12 protein-coding genes are annotated in these 14681 nt (G+C 55.7%); 8 read left to right on the forward strand and 4 right to left on the reverse strand.

Annotation, left to right across the window (positions count from 1 at the left end):
• The first annotated feature begins 109 nt into the window (after positions 1–109).
• The 5 genes from GKA01_RS10885 (at position 110) to GKA01_RS10905 (ending at position 7040) form a co-directional block, all read left to right on the forward strand.
• Positions 110–352, forward strand: coding sequence for a hypothetical protein (locus GKA01_RS10885; RefSeq protein ID WP_063904814.1), 243 nt, complete (start codon positions 110–112; stop codon positions 350–352).
• Positions 353–442: 90 nt separating this feature from the next.
• Positions 443–1291, forward strand: coding sequence for an FkbM family methyltransferase (locus GKA01_RS10890; RefSeq protein WP_146862822.1), 849 nt, complete (start codon positions 443–445; stop codon positions 1289–1291).
• 451 nt (positions 1292–1742) lie between these two features.
• A complete protein-coding gene (locus tag GKA01_RS10895; protein ID WP_146862825.1) occupies positions 1743–3905 on the forward strand; it encodes an ATP-dependent nuclease in 2163 nt (720 codons plus the stop codon).
• Positions 3902–5743 carry a UvrD-helicase domain-containing protein gene (locus tag GKA01_RS10900; protein ID WP_146862827.1) on the forward strand — a complete coding sequence of 614 codons (1842 nt, stop codon included), beginning with the start codon at positions 3902–3904 and terminating at the stop codon, positions 5741–5743. Before GKA01_RS10895 ends, GKA01_RS10900 begins: the two co-directional genes overlap by 4 nt.
• Positions 5744–6404: 661 nt before the next feature.
• Complete coding sequence (locus tag GKA01_RS10905) at positions 6405–7040, forward strand: hypothetical protein (protein ID WP_146862830.1); 636 nt, start codon at positions 6405–6407, stop codon at positions 7038–7040.
• Positions 7041–7409: 369 nt separating this feature from the next.
• Here the strand turns inward: GKA01_RS10905 and GKA01_RS10910 are convergent, their stop codons facing one another.
• The 4 genes from GKA01_RS10910 to GKA01_RS10925 form a co-directional block, all read right to left on the reverse strand.
• On the reverse strand, positions 7410–8534 hold the full coding sequence (locus GKA01_RS10910; RefSeq protein ID WP_146862833.1) for a hypothetical protein: 1125 nt from the start codon (positions 8532–8534) through the stop codon (positions 7410–7412).
• Positions 8535–9033: 499 nt separating this feature from the next.
• Positions 9034–10473, reverse strand: a complete 1440-nt coding sequence (locus tag GKA01_RS10915) for a hypothetical protein (RefSeq protein ID WP_146862836.1) — start codon at positions 10471–10473, stop codon at positions 9034–9036.
• Between the two features lie 321 nt (positions 10474–10794).
• The gene (locus GKA01_RS10920) at positions 10795–11310 is read right to left on the reverse strand and encodes a hypothetical protein (RefSeq protein WP_146862839.1); all 516 of its coding nucleotides are present in this window, start codon (positions 11308–11310) and stop codon (positions 10795–10797) included.
• Between the two features lie 154 nt (positions 11311–11464).
• Positions 11465–11866 (reverse strand): winged helix-turn-helix transcriptional regulator, encoded by a 402-nt coding sequence (locus tag GKA01_RS10925; RefSeq protein WP_194265885.1) that lies wholly within the window; start codon positions 11864–11866, stop codon positions 11465–11467.
• A 100-nt stretch (positions 11867–11966) separates the two neighbouring features.
• Between GKA01_RS10925 and GKA01_RS10930 the strand changes: the two genes are divergently transcribed.
• The 3 genes from GKA01_RS10930 (at position 11967) to GKA01_RS10940 (ending at position 14605) form a co-directional block, all read left to right on the forward strand.
• Positions 11967–12986: a zinc-binding alcohol dehydrogenase family protein gene (locus GKA01_RS10930; protein ID WP_146862845.1), complete on the forward strand. Its 1020-nt coding sequence runs from the start codon at positions 11967–11969 to the stop codon at positions 12984–12986.
• A gap of 52 nt (positions 12987–13038) precedes the next feature.
• Complete coding sequence (locus GKA01_RS10935) at positions 13039–13473, forward strand: cupin domain-containing protein (RefSeq protein WP_146862848.1); 435 nt, start codon at positions 13039–13041, stop codon at positions 13471–13473.
• Positions 13474–13630: 157 nt separating this feature from the next.
• Positions 13631–14605 (forward strand): major royal jelly family protein, encoded by a 975-nt coding sequence (locus GKA01_RS10940; RefSeq protein WP_244289206.1) that lies wholly within the window; start codon positions 13631–13633, stop codon positions 14603–14605.
• Positions 14606–14681 lie beyond the last annotated feature (76 nt).

Genomic DNA, 14681 nt, shown 5'->3' on the forward strand with positions numbered 1-14681 from the left:
ATATGGAAGTCGGAAAACCGTATCACTTGGCGTCGAAATGTTGCGTGGCCCGTGACTCGTCATCGTCAGATCCTCGCATGAAACCGACATTTTTGTCCAAGGGATTGTCATGCCTGAAGATCCACTGTTGCCACCACCCCGTCCAGCCGGTCTCGAAGAGCTGCATGCCGGTCTGCACGACGTGCTGCGTCTGATCGAGATCGAGCATGCGCTGCTCAAAGGGCGCCTGGAAAGCCTGCGGGCGGATACGGAAGGCGCGCGCCTGCTGGAGGGCGTGATGGTGCTCGGGGCCGTGCTGCAGCAGCGGATGGGCGGTCTGCTCCAGCTCTGCCGCGAGGTCGGGAAACTGTGACGGATCGGTCCGTCGGACACAGCACGTCCTGACCCTGCCGTCTGGCTTCGTCGAAGCCGCGTCGTTCCTTCCATACGGTCATCATCTCTTATGTCAGAATACTCAGAGCCGTCTTCTGAGCACATCGTGCTGGACGGACACCCTCTTGCACGTGCGCTTCCTTTTGGTGCCTATCCATTGACGGACGTGCAGAAGAAAATCCGGAAAGTCTTCTTCAACACGCCCTTGGGATATAGCCGTCTGCGACGGCCTTTCATTGAGCGGTTCAAACGAGACTGCTCCTCAGGTCCTGTCGATGCGACCCTGTTCGGGCTGAAGGTGCGGTTTTATCCGCAGGACAATCAGACGGATGCAAAATCGGCGGTGTGTGGCGCGTGCTACAATCATCGTGAGCTGAAATGGCTGCGGCGCCATCTGCCGAAAGGCGGGACGTTTGTGGATGTGGGCGCGAATATGGGGTTCTTCTCCCTCTATGCCGCCCAGAGAGAAGCCCGTGTCATCGCCGTTGAGCCGAACCCGGTGCTGTTCGAGCGCCTGACAACCAATCTGAGGCTGAACGGGATGCAGGCCGATCTCTTGCGTGTTGCGGTGGGCGACCAGGACGGCTCTGGTCAGCTTGTACAGGTGAACGGGGATTTTGGTGGCGGTCGGATCGGCGCGGGGCACGGTGCTCCAGTGCGGATCCGTCCGCTTCTGGATATTCTGCAGGCCTGTGATGTGACGGCCGTGCATGTTCTGAAGATCGACATCGAAGGCTACGAAGACCGGGCGCTCCTGCCGTTTTTCCGCGAGGCGCCTGCGACGTTGTGGCCGGATCATCTCATCATGGAAGACACCGAGCACGGGCGATGGGCCCAAGATGTTTTTTCGGTGCTTAGGCGCTGTGGGTATGAACGCCGTGGGCGTAGTCGGGGGAATATTCTGCTCTCAAGGTTCTGAGGGACGCTGGAGAGCAGAAATTTGTTCGCTATGTGGGGGACGGCGGATTCTCTGTTATCGGAAAGGGATGGCCGAAAGCAGACATAGCCTGCGCCCATGTTCATGACGCCTACCGACCAAAGCCGGTCGTTCGCATATTAGGCTTTGAACGGCAGCTTGCGCCAAAGCCAGCCATTCGAAGGCAAAGCCGCTTGGCAGCAGCGCGCCCAACACAAGCCATTCGGAAGGCATTGCATCGCGGCCAGAAGCTGCCTTGCTATCACGTTGCCGGCTGAGTGCTGCGCAGGGGCTTCGCCAAGCTCGGCCGAGTTGAATTTGGCCTGCCACAAACGGTTTGAGCCCGCGCTATGTTTGAGCCACCCTGTTCATATCGGCGGAAATTTAACGTGAAGTAATCCGCGTCTGCGGTACAGTTGGTCCGGCAATCGTAACATCCAGGTAGCCGGGGCAGATGAAACTAAACAAAGTCGCGATCCGCAATTTTCGGCGTCTCGAGAACGTGACGATCGACATCGAGACGAAGGAGACGGTGTTCGTCGGTCCCAACAATAGCGGGAAAACGTCGGCGACAGCAGTCTTCCGTGCCTTTCTCGACGGGCGGGAATTCAAGATTCACGATTTCTCAGTGGCTCGCCTTGCCGATTTCGAAGCCTTTGCCACAACTGGCGACGCCGCAGACCTGCCCAAAATTGAGCTCGATCTGTGGTTTGAAATTGACCCTAACACGGTCGCCTTCGGCCGTGTCTTCACGCTTCTTCCCAAGCTGTCCGACTTCACCAAGGTCGGCCTTCGGCTGCAGTTCGGCATTGAGGAACCGAAAAAGCTCCGCGAAGAATATTTCGCCGCCTACCCGATCGGCGATGATGGCAAGCGCGCACGGAGCCTCTATCAATACCTCGCAACCGACACCAATCTCGCGCGACACGGGATCACGCGATACGCATCACTCGAGGAAATAAAGGGTGAGGATGGCGAGGTCGCCGCCGATGCGACGCCCCTAGAACCAGACGAGGGCAAGCGGCTTGTTCGTCAACTCATCCGCGTCCGGTTCGTTGATGCGCAGCGCAACATCAATGACGACGATGACAGTCGCAGCAATCGGCTTTCCGCCGCCTTTGCTACGTTTTACCGCAAGAATCTCGACCAGGCCCAGTCGGCCGCCGAAGCGCATCGCGTGATCGATGAAAATAATGCCGATCTCACAAAACACTACGAAAAGCAGTTCGCGCCGCTTATCAACCTTATCAAAGATTTGGGCGTGCCGTCGGTCAACGATCGTGACCTAAAGATCGTCTCGTCGCTCAGTCCAGAAAGCGCTTTGCGGGGCAATACCGAACTCATTTATGTCGATCCCGGCCGACAGCATGAACTGCCTGAACTCTACAATGGTTTGGGCTTCAAGAATCTCATCTATATGGCGATCCAAGCGCGCCATTTCCATTCGCAGTGGGTCGCCACGCCGGAAAGCCGGCCGCTCTGCTTGCTCATCTTTATCGAAGAGCCTGAAGTACATCTCCACGCCCAGGTCCAGCAAACCTTCATCGCCAATATCTGGAGCGTGATCGACGCATCGGCCAAAGCGGCCGAACACCCGACGTTAGTGCCTCAACTCGTCGTTACCACACATTCGTCTCACATCCTCGACGCGGTCGATTTCGAGAAGGTCCGCTATTTCCAACGATGTTATCTTGCGGGCGAAGATACCCCGAATGCCATCCGCAATGCATCCTCCGTCCGCAGCTTGCGAGCGTTCCAACCGGAAGCCGATGTCGTTGATGGCACAGTGATCTCGCCCGCCGACACGTTGATATTCCTGAAGCGCTATCTGCGACTTACGCATTGCGACCTATTTTTTGCTGACGCCGCTGTTCTGGTCGAGGGTGCCGCCGAAAAGCTTCTCCTGCCGTCGATGATCGAAACGGCGGCGGCGCGCCTCCGTGCATGCTATCTGACTATCCTTGAGGTCGGGGGCGCCTATGCTCACCGTTTTGAGGGGCTGCTCGACTTCCTGCGCATTCCCTATCTGGTCGTAACCGACCTCGATTCTGTCGCGCCGACCGGATATCCAACCACGTGCCGCGCCGATGTTTCGGGCGCCCGAACGTCGAATGCCTCGCTGAAGAAGCTATGTGGCAAAAGCACGGTGGCTGACCTGCTGGCCATGACTGCGAGCGACAAAATCGACAGCATAAAGGATCGCTGCATCGCCTTTGAAATGACAGTGACAGTCAGCGAGGGCGGCATGCAGATACCCATGACGCCGCGAACGCTTGAAGAAGCCATTTCCTACGAGAACTTTGCATTGCTTCGCGCAAATACTTTATCAATCGGCAAGACTATCCCGCCACTGCTGCCCGACGCCTACACTGTTATCTACGAGCGCATCGGATCCAAAGATTTTAAGAAAACCGACTTCGCAATGGATCTGCTGGCGATGAAATCGACCTGGATCGTTCCCGCGTATATAGCCGAAGGGTTGCGCTGGCTGGAGAAGAGATTGTGCGGTGCCCCCCCGCCGTCCCAATCGTCATCGCTCGTACCAACACCGACGTCGGCTTCGCCGTCGCCAGTTTCCTCCTCATCACCGCAAGCGGGAGTGGGAGCGAGCGCATGACCGGTCGGGTCGAAACCCAAGCGGATGCCGACGTTCGGGCTTGTATCGATCGCCATCGCAGCTTCGCTCTTGTGGCAGGCGCAGGGTCGGGCAAGACGACCTCTCTGATCGACGCGCTCGCCCGCGTGCGTGAGCGTGAAGGCCCGCAAATGAGGCAGAATGGGCAACGGGTCGCTTGCATCACCTTTACCAAACGAGCGGTGTCGGTGATTAAGACGCGGTTGGGGTTTGACGATCTCTATCTCGTGTCGACCCTCCACAGCTTCTTATGGGAACAGATCAGTCGCTTTCACGATGACATCCGCCAGGCGCTGCGTGAAGGCCGGATCCCGGCACTCATCCAGAAAGAGCGCGACAAGGATAATGGAGGCAATAGCCGCGCAGCTACCGAGGCGCGCGCGAAAGCTGCAAGCTACGAGCAGGACATCGCCGCGCTCGATGCGGTCGCAAGCTTCAGATACGACGATGCCAAATGGGGCGACTATCCAGGCGGGCGGCTAGGCCATGACGACATCATCGAGATCGCCACCTATCTCTTTGCGCACAACGCCACATTCCGACGGATCACCGGGCTTCGCTTCCCTTATATTTTCGTCGACGAAGCGCAGGACACCTTTCCCGGCATTGTGAGCGGCCTCAACTTGGTCGGTGAGGGCGAAGGACTGCCGATAGTCGGCTACTTTGGCGACCCTTGGCAGCAGATTTACGATGGCAGTGCGGGGGACTTCACGGCTCCCGGGGAGGGTATGCCGATAACAAAAACCGAGAACTTCCGCTGCTCCGAGAGCGTCATCCGATTGCTCAACGCCTTCCGGACCGATGTCAAACAATATGCCGCGGGCGACAATGCCGGTCGTGAGGGAAGCGTTTTGTTTCGGCTGGTAAAGGCGGAAAAACCTGAGCTGCCGCGTAACCGCTATTCCGACGACCAGATCAAGCGGGCGCTCGCGCGTATGGACAAGGCGATGGCCGACTGGGGCTGGGCGGACCGCGACGACGTCATCAAGTTGTTCCTCGCCAATCAGATGATTGCCCGGCGGATGGGATTCGCCGAGCTCAATCGACTGTTCAATGGTCCCTACGCATCCACGCGGGCGGAGGAAGCCTTCGAGGCGGGTGAGCATTTCTTGGTTCAGCCGCTGACCACGATCCTCCATCCGCTCGTCGAGGCGCATGCGAACGATCGCAGTCGTGAGATACTCGATGTTTTGCGCCGCAACAGCCCCGCATTCGCGGCCAACGGGCCCAATGCCGATAACACGCTCAAGGAGATGGTGGACACGTCACTCAGTCTCGTTGGGCAGCTTGCTGACCTCTGGGCTTCGGGAACCATTGGCGACATTCTGCGGTTCGGTGTGGCAAAACAGCTTATCCCGGCCGGGGACAGGTTGATCGAACAGCTTGATCGCCAGCCACGCGAGGAAGCGTATGTTGAAGAGGAGCACGCGCTCGATAAAGGCGACTGGCTTGCCGACCTGTTGTTCGCGATGAGACCTGACGAGATTGGGTCATACGCATCCTTTATCGGCGAGAACACGGCCTACAGCACGCAGCACGGCGTCAAAGGCGAGGAATATGCCAAGGTGATGATTGTCTATGACGACGTCGAAGCGGCATGGAATCTTTATAATTTCAGCAAGACACTGACGCCATCGACGGCCGGCGAGCCGACCGACGGTCAGCGAGCGAGGGGGCAACGTCTTGCCTATGTATCGTTCTCGCGCGCGCTCGAGGATTTGCGCGTGCTGTTTTTTACCGCAAGCCCAGAAGCTGCTCGGCAAGAACTCATCGATCGTAAATTAGTGAAACCCGAGCAAATCGAGATCGTGGGAATATAGCCGCCGCGACACGTTGATGCGACAGGCTGCGCTGCCGATTGCCATGGTCCCAATTATAAGTTCAGAATTCTGCCTCTACCGGCCGCACCTTGCGAGGCGCGGCTATGCTGGTCGTCATGGTATTAGTCCGGTTTTCCGGTCGGCCGACGAAATAGCTCTCAGGCCGCAGTCGGCCCATTCTTTGACCCTCGGCTATCCCGGTCAGGCAAACGCTGATTGTCGGCTTCTGTCAAAAGTAGCCGTTTTACTTACCGTTCTGGAGCCGTAGAAAAGTCCCAAACGCGGTCTATCGCGGGTCGCATGACAATGTCGGCTTTTGGGCAACCGCCATCACTACTTCGACGTCCGACATGTAAGCGACTGCCGCCTGTCTGCTCCTATATGACTGAGCGGACAGGCAGATCAGGGGGGGAGAGCAGACTGTCCGCTTTGGATGCCCCGGACAATGTTTCGCGGCGTTTATTCAACTAAGTGTGACGGACACTGTGCGCACGAGACGGTCATTAGAGCTTATTGTCGGCGTAACGGAAAGCAGCCGTGAAGTGTTAGAAAGAATGCTTTTTCAATACCCCACGAATAGAGAAATAGGTGGTATTGTACTGAATAAGAAACTCTCCCCTTGGTCTACTTGACAAAAACCAGATCGGAATCACAATAAATTATGGCCCTTAAGACGTTCCCCATAGAAAGACAAAGAAAACTGGAAGAAAAGCTAGTGCGACGCTTAGTTGAGGGGACTGCTGCTTGGCTAACCTTTAAACAAGCAACTTCGGCGAGAACTCTATACAGCGAGCATTTTTTATATCCTCCGTTGTTCGAAATCGGTTTTGGCCGAGGTTGGAAGGCAGTTGCTCAGGTGCCCGTAACGAAAGCGACACCTACGGCGGGGGCACCCAAGACACTCGATTTTGTATTTTTTAAGAATTCAAAGAGCAGCACAGCGGCGGTAATGATAGAGGTTAAATTTCTAAGAGGTACCAATACCTCCCAAGAACTTGCTGCATTATACTATGATTTCAAAAAACTTAGGGACGTATCTATCAAGAAAATTGATAACGCCACATTAAATACACTCGAATGCGCGCCAGGAAAGTGGCAAATTATTGTTGCTCAACGCGATGTATATGAAAAGATTTTGAAATCAAACTCGGTGAGGCGCGAAGATGTAGCTTCCATGTTGAGGCGTGCACGTGAGGGAACGCTAACGTCGGCATATAAATCAGTTATAGAAACGAAGCTAAAGAAAGAATTTCATTGGCATGTATTTGCGATCGGCGAAGATGATTGGCCGAAATAGATATTGCGACCATAAAGAAATCGTGGTTCAGTAACGCCACGGTTGGTTCTAAAATACGTCTCTGAATAATTAAACGCAACGATCTATTCGGATTAAAGGGCGATGGAATGCCTGGGCGTTGCACATTCTACTCCAATTCCGTGTCTACTTTTGTATTTATACACTGAAAGCAAACCCTCCTCTTCCACTCCAACTCGATCGCGAGAGATCGCGCTGCTCATGTCTGCTATGCAGCAAGCCGTTCATAGGCACATACGCCCGACAGGAAGCCGACAGCCTCCTGTCCGCTCAAGAAGATGGGGTAGGCCGGCTTGGAAGGGTATGACAAATTGGTCAGCCAGATGTGCCTTCCGCCACCGTGACGAGCGATCAGCTCTGCCTTTGGGTCCAAGCGCGATAGGCTTCGCGCAGTTCGGCCTCGATCCGCGCGAGTTCGGCATCATAGACGCGGATTCCAGTGGGTTGCTCCGAAATCTCCTGAGCGAGCACCACCATCTGCCAGGCAGCATAGTCGTGGAAGGGATTCAGTCCGACGACGTTGCCAAGGAGCGGATCGCTCGGAGCAGGCGCTGCCATAATTTGCGCGAATTTGCCGATCGCCGCGTTCAATTGCCAGTCCGAGACGAACAGGATGAGGGCACACAAGGCCATCAGCGCTGGCGGCGCACCCTTCCACCGATATTCGCTGGGTTTAGACCGGCTGAAGTCGAGTCCGGAGTTACGTCCGACGAAGGACGCGAGCTGGAGAGTCAGCTCATAACTCGGCTTGAGCGCCGCTGGGTCAAACACCTCTTGGCCCGCATAGCATGCGACCAAGTGCTTCGTTCGCGATTCGGCATTGCGAAGACGCCTGCCAGACATGTGATCGAAAAGTGGCCAAAACTGCTCGGTGAATGCATGATTTGTCGCCTGCTTCCAGTCGAAGCCAGGAAGTTGCGCCTGCACAGGGTGGAAGACCCATCGTGGGTAGATAGGGTGACGCAGGAGCGCAGAGAGCCAATCTACTGCCGTCGAATTAATAGTGATGGTAAAGCGGTTTGCCGCCTTCAGATCGAAAAACCATTGCCGCATTCCCCGGATCGCGGTCTGGTCGAAGATACCCTGTTCGATCCCCTTGCAGACGAGCCGGCCGATAAGACGGGTCTCGATAGTTTTGGCACTTCCGAAGTTGACGAGACTTTCGGACTGCCGCTCTTGGCCATCGGCTCCGTGGAACTCGCAAAAGCGGTGGTGAGCGTCCATGGCATCGTCGCCGATGAAGCGAAAATGCGCTTGTCGGGTGCCACCCCGTGTGCCAGTGGACTTGGTTGCCCGCACAATCTGGGCGCCGCCCACTCCGCAGGACGAGCAGCGTACGTCAGTCCGGATCCAAGCGCGCTGAGCCTCCGAGAGGTGATCCTCACTCGCTTCCGGCGTGTCCCACAGCATCAGGCGGGCGAGCTGGCCGACATCAAGTTCGCGTCTGAAATGGTTCGAAAAGGCGGTGGTGGGCATCAGGAATAACTATCAGCTTTGGCGCGTTATTTGAACTCAAGAATGAGTCGTACTTCGTCGTTTCAGCTGATTACAGGCATGCATCGTATTTATGAGGCCACCGATCAGTCTTGCCCATTCATCGGGGCAGCGTCGCCACTGAGTGAATGTCCGTTGGCACCGAAACTGGCTATGGCCGAGCATGTTTGTGAACGACCATTTTGTCCCGATTGTGTTGAAAAAGTCCCTCTGGAGCTTCTACTCAACATTTAGGTTCGATATGATAATGGATAGAGCTTTGTAATCATGGTGAATTTTCATTCCCAATTGCATACAAAATCCTGAGCAGACACCTCAATCTGACTTTTTCAACACAATCTCCCAGAACCAGTCGTTCGCCGGTCGAGTTCTGAACGGTAACTTCTAACGTAACTTGCCATTCGCTCCGCGCGAAGCCCTCTGGCAGCGCGCGCCTTATTATCAGCCGTGTATGGCTGTCTTCACAGACGCCGGAAGCGCCTTATATCGACCAGACCTTCCGGGGGATGTTCCGCCCTGGATATTTGTCCTTGCGCTTGCGCGGCGCCTTCGGAGTGGGGATGTCGAAGCCTTCCTCATCCTTTTCGGGCTCGATGCCCGACTGAATGGCAAACACCACACCCTTCTGCCCCTGCAGCGCGCCACGCAGATAGGAAAGAAGCTCGCGTCCCTGATGGGCGGACGTACCAACCCAGCCGCGGCGGACCAAATCCGTGAACGCCGAAGGTGTGAGCCGCCGTTGGCCGAAGGTATGGTCGAAGACGATCGTCCCGCCACGTTTGCCCTTCGCCCGCGGGTCACTCGCCAAGCGCTTCCAGTAGCTGAGCGGGACATAGATCCCAGGAACATGGCCGGTCACCTTCGCTGGAATGAGCTTACTGCAGAACTTGAGAAAGAATGGGTCGGAGCCGATCCGGTAACCATCGCAACTCGTGTCCGCGGCGACTTTCGCCAGCTCGCGGGCAGCAGAATCCATCCGTGCAATCTCAATGCCGAGTTGGGGATCGACCCGATAACCGAGTTCTCCGTCCTCCCCCCTGAACATCTTGTATTGGACGAACACAACGGAGTGGTACGTCTCATTGTAGTAGATGAGGTCAACGCCAAGCTGCTTTTCCAGATCAAGCTTATTGGCCAGAATTACGGTCAGTTGCGTGTTGCCGTCACGATACATCTTCGCCGCGTAACGCTGACGCTTAACGAATTCCCAGTCATCGCCGGGAGTGTCCGCGTCCTGCAGGATGACGAGATCCTCGATCGAAACCATGTCTTCATCGCTGTCGAAGATCGAGGCCGTATCGTCGGCGAGGTTGTCTGGCGCGTGTGCGGGCAGTTCGAGCCAAGCCGAAGGAATCCCAGCAATCTCCATCGCCGTGATAACGGCGTCGCGCTGGAAAGCCCAATTGATGCGTGCGTTAACCGGCTCCGCATCATCATCACGGTCGTCGCGCGCATCGATCAGCCCCGCAGCGATGCCATAGGCGTCAGCATCGAGGGCCTCCAGCGCCTTCATTAATACTACAAAGGCAGCACCTGACACGTGACCGCCCTTTAACGCCAGCTTGGCCCGCCATGCCTGCGGCCCGCTCATACGACGTGATAAGGTGGTTAGAGTGACCGGTTTGGCGAGCTCGGACAAACTCCAGATATCCAGCTTATCGCGCCCGGATTCTGCCGGATAATATGCCGTCGCCCGCGCGATATGCGTGAACTTTCCGCGCGCGGCGCTAACAAAGCAGAGAAGGGGTTTGCCGCGCAGAGCGCTCGGAACTTTCGGAACCGCCTTGCTGCAGAGTCCGCTTACCCGCAGATCGTCCTCCAGGATTTCCAATTCTCCTGGCGTCAATAGCAGGACGTAACCCTCACCGGGAATCCAAGCTTCACGCGACAACAAATACTGAGCTGAAGGTGGCACGATCATCTCACGGTGGCTGACAAACTTAGGCTACCGGACCTAAAGGCCGCTTGGTCGGTGAGCAACAGATTTTTGTCGACCTACGATGCCGTTCACGCAAACGCTGAATGTCCGTTTCTCGCGAGAGATGCCGTTCGGACTATCGATCAGAAACAGCAGGAGCGTCCCAAACGCGGTCTATCGCGGTTCACCTAAAAACGTCGGCTTTCGGGCAACCGCCACCCCCACTTCGATGTCTGACATGGCGCGTAAGCGGACAGGCGGCAGACGCCCTCATTTCGGTCGTAGAAAGCGATGAAGCGTGCCCCCGAAAGTGGAAATGGCTTTTTATTGTATTCCACTCCCCATAAAATGAGGAACCAGTCGTCGAATGACCGAACGCTCTTCCTCAGAGACAATTTGTCGGTATGGTCCGATTCCATTGGGCGGCGTCACGGCTTGGTTATTCCTGTCTCTTATAGTAATATATCCGCTATTATCTATTAGAAGAGAAAGGTAAGCTTTTGCATTAACATAGTCATATCTATGACGGTCAGAAATTGAAAACAATATGAAATCGCTTTCTGCTTGATTGGGAGTAAAATCGATCATAACGCCATCAATCTTACAAACAGCGTGGTGTTGGGCAACAATTCCCGTATCAATCATCCAAAATGCCCAACCGTTTATCACTTCTCCATTTTGAATGGAATTTGCTTTTGCATACGCGTTAAACCAACAATACCCTACTTTTAGATTATTGTCCGGCTGCACATTTACTATTTCTGGACGTTCACAACCAATCTTCTGAACTAGAGCCTCAAGTAGAGGGTCGTTTTGTTTGGCGGGAAGAATTACTGTCATAAGAACAGACTCGCAAAATATCATCAATCCAATAAGCTTTTAGAACTAAATGTCAAAACGAACCAGAGTCAGCTAAGATCGTAGTTTCCAAGGTTTCCGCGTCCCAAACCAGACATTCCTTTATCCCCCACTTAGCCGAATGACTACTGAGCAATTATTCAGTCCCTTTAGCGGCAGGCGAGAGTATGCCATTTTGATCTGCACGGGCCTCAGGACCATGCCTGAACTCTGTGTGCTCATCGCCCCAGGCCTTGAGAGCCAGAATGACAGGTTCGAGGGTCCGCCCGCGTGCAGTGAGGCTGTATTCCACCTTTGGCGGAACTTCCGGATAAACCGTCCGTAACACGAACCCGTCACGCTCCAGTTCGCGAAGCTGGGTTGTCAGCATTCTCTGCGTGATATTGGGCAGGCGCTTGCGGATGGCGTTGAAGCGTAAGGTCCCCTGAAGCAGGTGATAGAGGATCACGCCCTTCCATTTCCCGTCGATAAGCTGAAGCGTTGCCTCAACAGCGCAGCCGGGGCTGCAATCGAGCGACTGATGGCGGATGCGGGTCATAACGGTATTATTTCCGACACTATGGGCGTTAAAAGTGCGTTCTTGTCTGAAAACAGCATAGTGCTCACTCTTCTCCTCATTCAACAGAGGAGCAGACATCATGCGGGCCATTGGTTATCAGACGCCACTTCCCATCGAAAATCCGGCGTCCCTTCAGGACATTGAACTGCCGAAACCTGCCCCTTCGGGCCGGGATCTTCTGGTGGAAATCAGGGCTGTGTCGGTCAATCCGGTTGATACAAAGGTCCGTCGCAGTGCGACACCAGAGGCAGGTCAGTGGCGTGTTCTGGGCTGGGATGCGGCGGGGGTTGTCGTGGGCACTGGACCGGACGTCGCAGATTTTTCTGTCGGCGATGAGGTCTTTTATGCGGGGGCGATCAATCGCTCAGGGACCAACGCGGAGTTTCATCTGGTCGATGAGCGGATTGTCGGTCGCAAACCCCGCTCCCTGAACTGGGCCGAAGCCGCGGCCTTACCGCTGACAGCAATCACCGCCTGGGAGATGCTTTTCGATCGCCTGGACGTTCGTCGGCCTGTCCCGGGAACGACGCCGTCCATACTGATCATTGGAGGCGCAGGCGGGGTCAGTTCCATGGCGATCCAGTTGACCAAGGTTCTGACCGACATCACGGTCATTGCTACGGCTTCGCGCCCCGAAACGCAGGACTGGGTCACATCTCTCGGGGCAGATTACGTGATCGATCACAGTAAGCCTCTGGCGGAACAGGTTGCTGGCCTTCCTACGGGCGCTCCCGGTTTTGTCTTTTCGACGACGCAGACGGATCGCCACCTGGCAGAGATCGTCGAACTTCTTGCCCCTCTGGGACATTTCGGCCTGATTGATGATCCTGCTGAACTCAATGCTGTACCCCTCAAGCGCAAAAGCCTGTCCCTGCATTGGGAGCTGATGTTCACCCGCTCACTGTTTGGAACGGCAGACATCAGCACACAAGGGAAACTCCTGAACGAGGTGTCGCGCCTTCTAGACGAAGGGCGTCTCCGTACGACGCTCGGCAAAAATCTTGGCGCGATCACCGCCGCCAATCTGCGAGAGGCTCACGCTCTGATCGAGAGTGGTCAGGCCAAAGGCAAGATCGTGCTCGAAAGTTTTCCTGCCTGAACGGAGAGAACCGTGACGAAAACAGTCAAAGCGCTTGAGAGGAGCAGACCTCATGAATGACGAAGAACATCTGATGACCCTGAACCGGACGGGAGGTCGCTTCGATCTCAATAAAATTGCGGCGGCGTTTCCCGAAACGGCGGACACGATGCTGCTGGACACCTATCTGACCGACAAGCCGGAAGCCAGTATTCGGGTCTTCCGAATCTATCGAGATGTGCCGCCGCATTATCATACCCAGTGCGATGAAGTGCTTCATGTCCTGTCCGGGACAGGCACGTTCTGGATTGATGATCCCAAGGAGGAGGCTCCGTTTGCACCCGGCCATCTTCTGGTGTTTCCCCGTCGGGCGGTACATGCCGTACCCCGCATTCTAAGCCACCCAGTTATTTTTCTGGCTATCGACACGCCGCGACGGGCGCCAGATGACGTGGTGTTCGTGGATCCTGCTGACGGTACGCCGTCCGGCTTTATTGCAGGGATCTAACGTCATGGGGTTCATGAGACCGCGCTCACGGCAGGCTTTCACAAAAAGAGGCCTGTGCAGGATCGCCATTGCCGTTTTCACAGGATTCGTTGGGGTATACGCGCATCCTGTTTCTTCCCATGCACAGACCATCAGGATTGAGGCGACCACTACGGCCATGGACTGGAACGCCGTAGCGCTTGCTGGCGGTCATGTGTTTGTCGCAGGCCCTCGCTGGACCGGGTTTTCCGGACCGGCCGTAGCTCTTCTGACGAAGAATGGAAAGATAGAGCCGTTTCCAGATGCTGACTGGAGTGGCTGGAAACCCCGACGGGATGCGACACATCGCTTTGTCAGCGTCAATGCCCTCCATGTTGCTCCTGACGGTACGCTCTGGGTTGTTGATACGGGAACTCCGTCTTTTGGAGGTGTCCCCGTATCTGGAGGAGCCAAACTGGTCCGCATTGATCCGGCAACAGGTCATGTGCTGCGAATCTATCCTCTGGGCCCAGAGATCGCGCAGGCGGGGAGCTATATCGACGATATCCGTTTCAACGGGATGCATGCCTATCTGACTGATGCGGGCAAGGCGGCGCTGATTGTTCTTGACATCAAAACAGGCCAGGCACGTCGTGTTCTGGACAATGACGCGTCCACACGCGCACGGACAGATCGACCGATTGTCATGGACGGGCACGTCGTGGAGAACGGTCTGCATCGGCCGCTTCTGGTGAATGTCGATCCGCTTGAAGTGAGTCCGGACGGGAAATGGCTGTATTTCGGGCCGCTTGAAGGGCCGTGGTCTCAAGTTCCAACAGCATTTCTTGACGATCCCAATGTGTCATCAACCGATCTGTCTGCGGCTGTTCAGCCCTGGGCGGATTTACCCCCGCTCGGGGGGAGCGTCATGGACGCCGCAGGAAACCTTTACTTCACCAATCTGAAGGATAACGGCGTCTATCGGAGAGACGTTTCGGGAAAGATCACGAAACTGATCTCGGATTCACGTCTGCACTGGGCGGATGCACCTTGTCTTGCTCTGAACGGTCGTCTCTGGCTGCCCGTCGCGCAACTGGACCGTCTTCCGATGTTCCATCAGGGACATTCCCGCAGTCACCAGCCATTTTTGCTGGTATCTATCGATCTTCGATGACCATCAAACGCCATGATAATCGCCTGCGGGATGTTTTCTCTCGTGCAAAGGTACTCGCGAAGTCGCTGTGCTTTGG

The sequence above is a fragment of the Gluconobacter kanchanaburiensis NBRC 103587 genome (assembly GCF_007988905.1).
In the GTDB taxonomy this organism is placed as follows: domain Bacteria; phylum Pseudomonadota; class Alphaproteobacteria; order Acetobacterales; family Acetobacteraceae; genus Gluconobacter; species Gluconobacter kanchanaburiensis.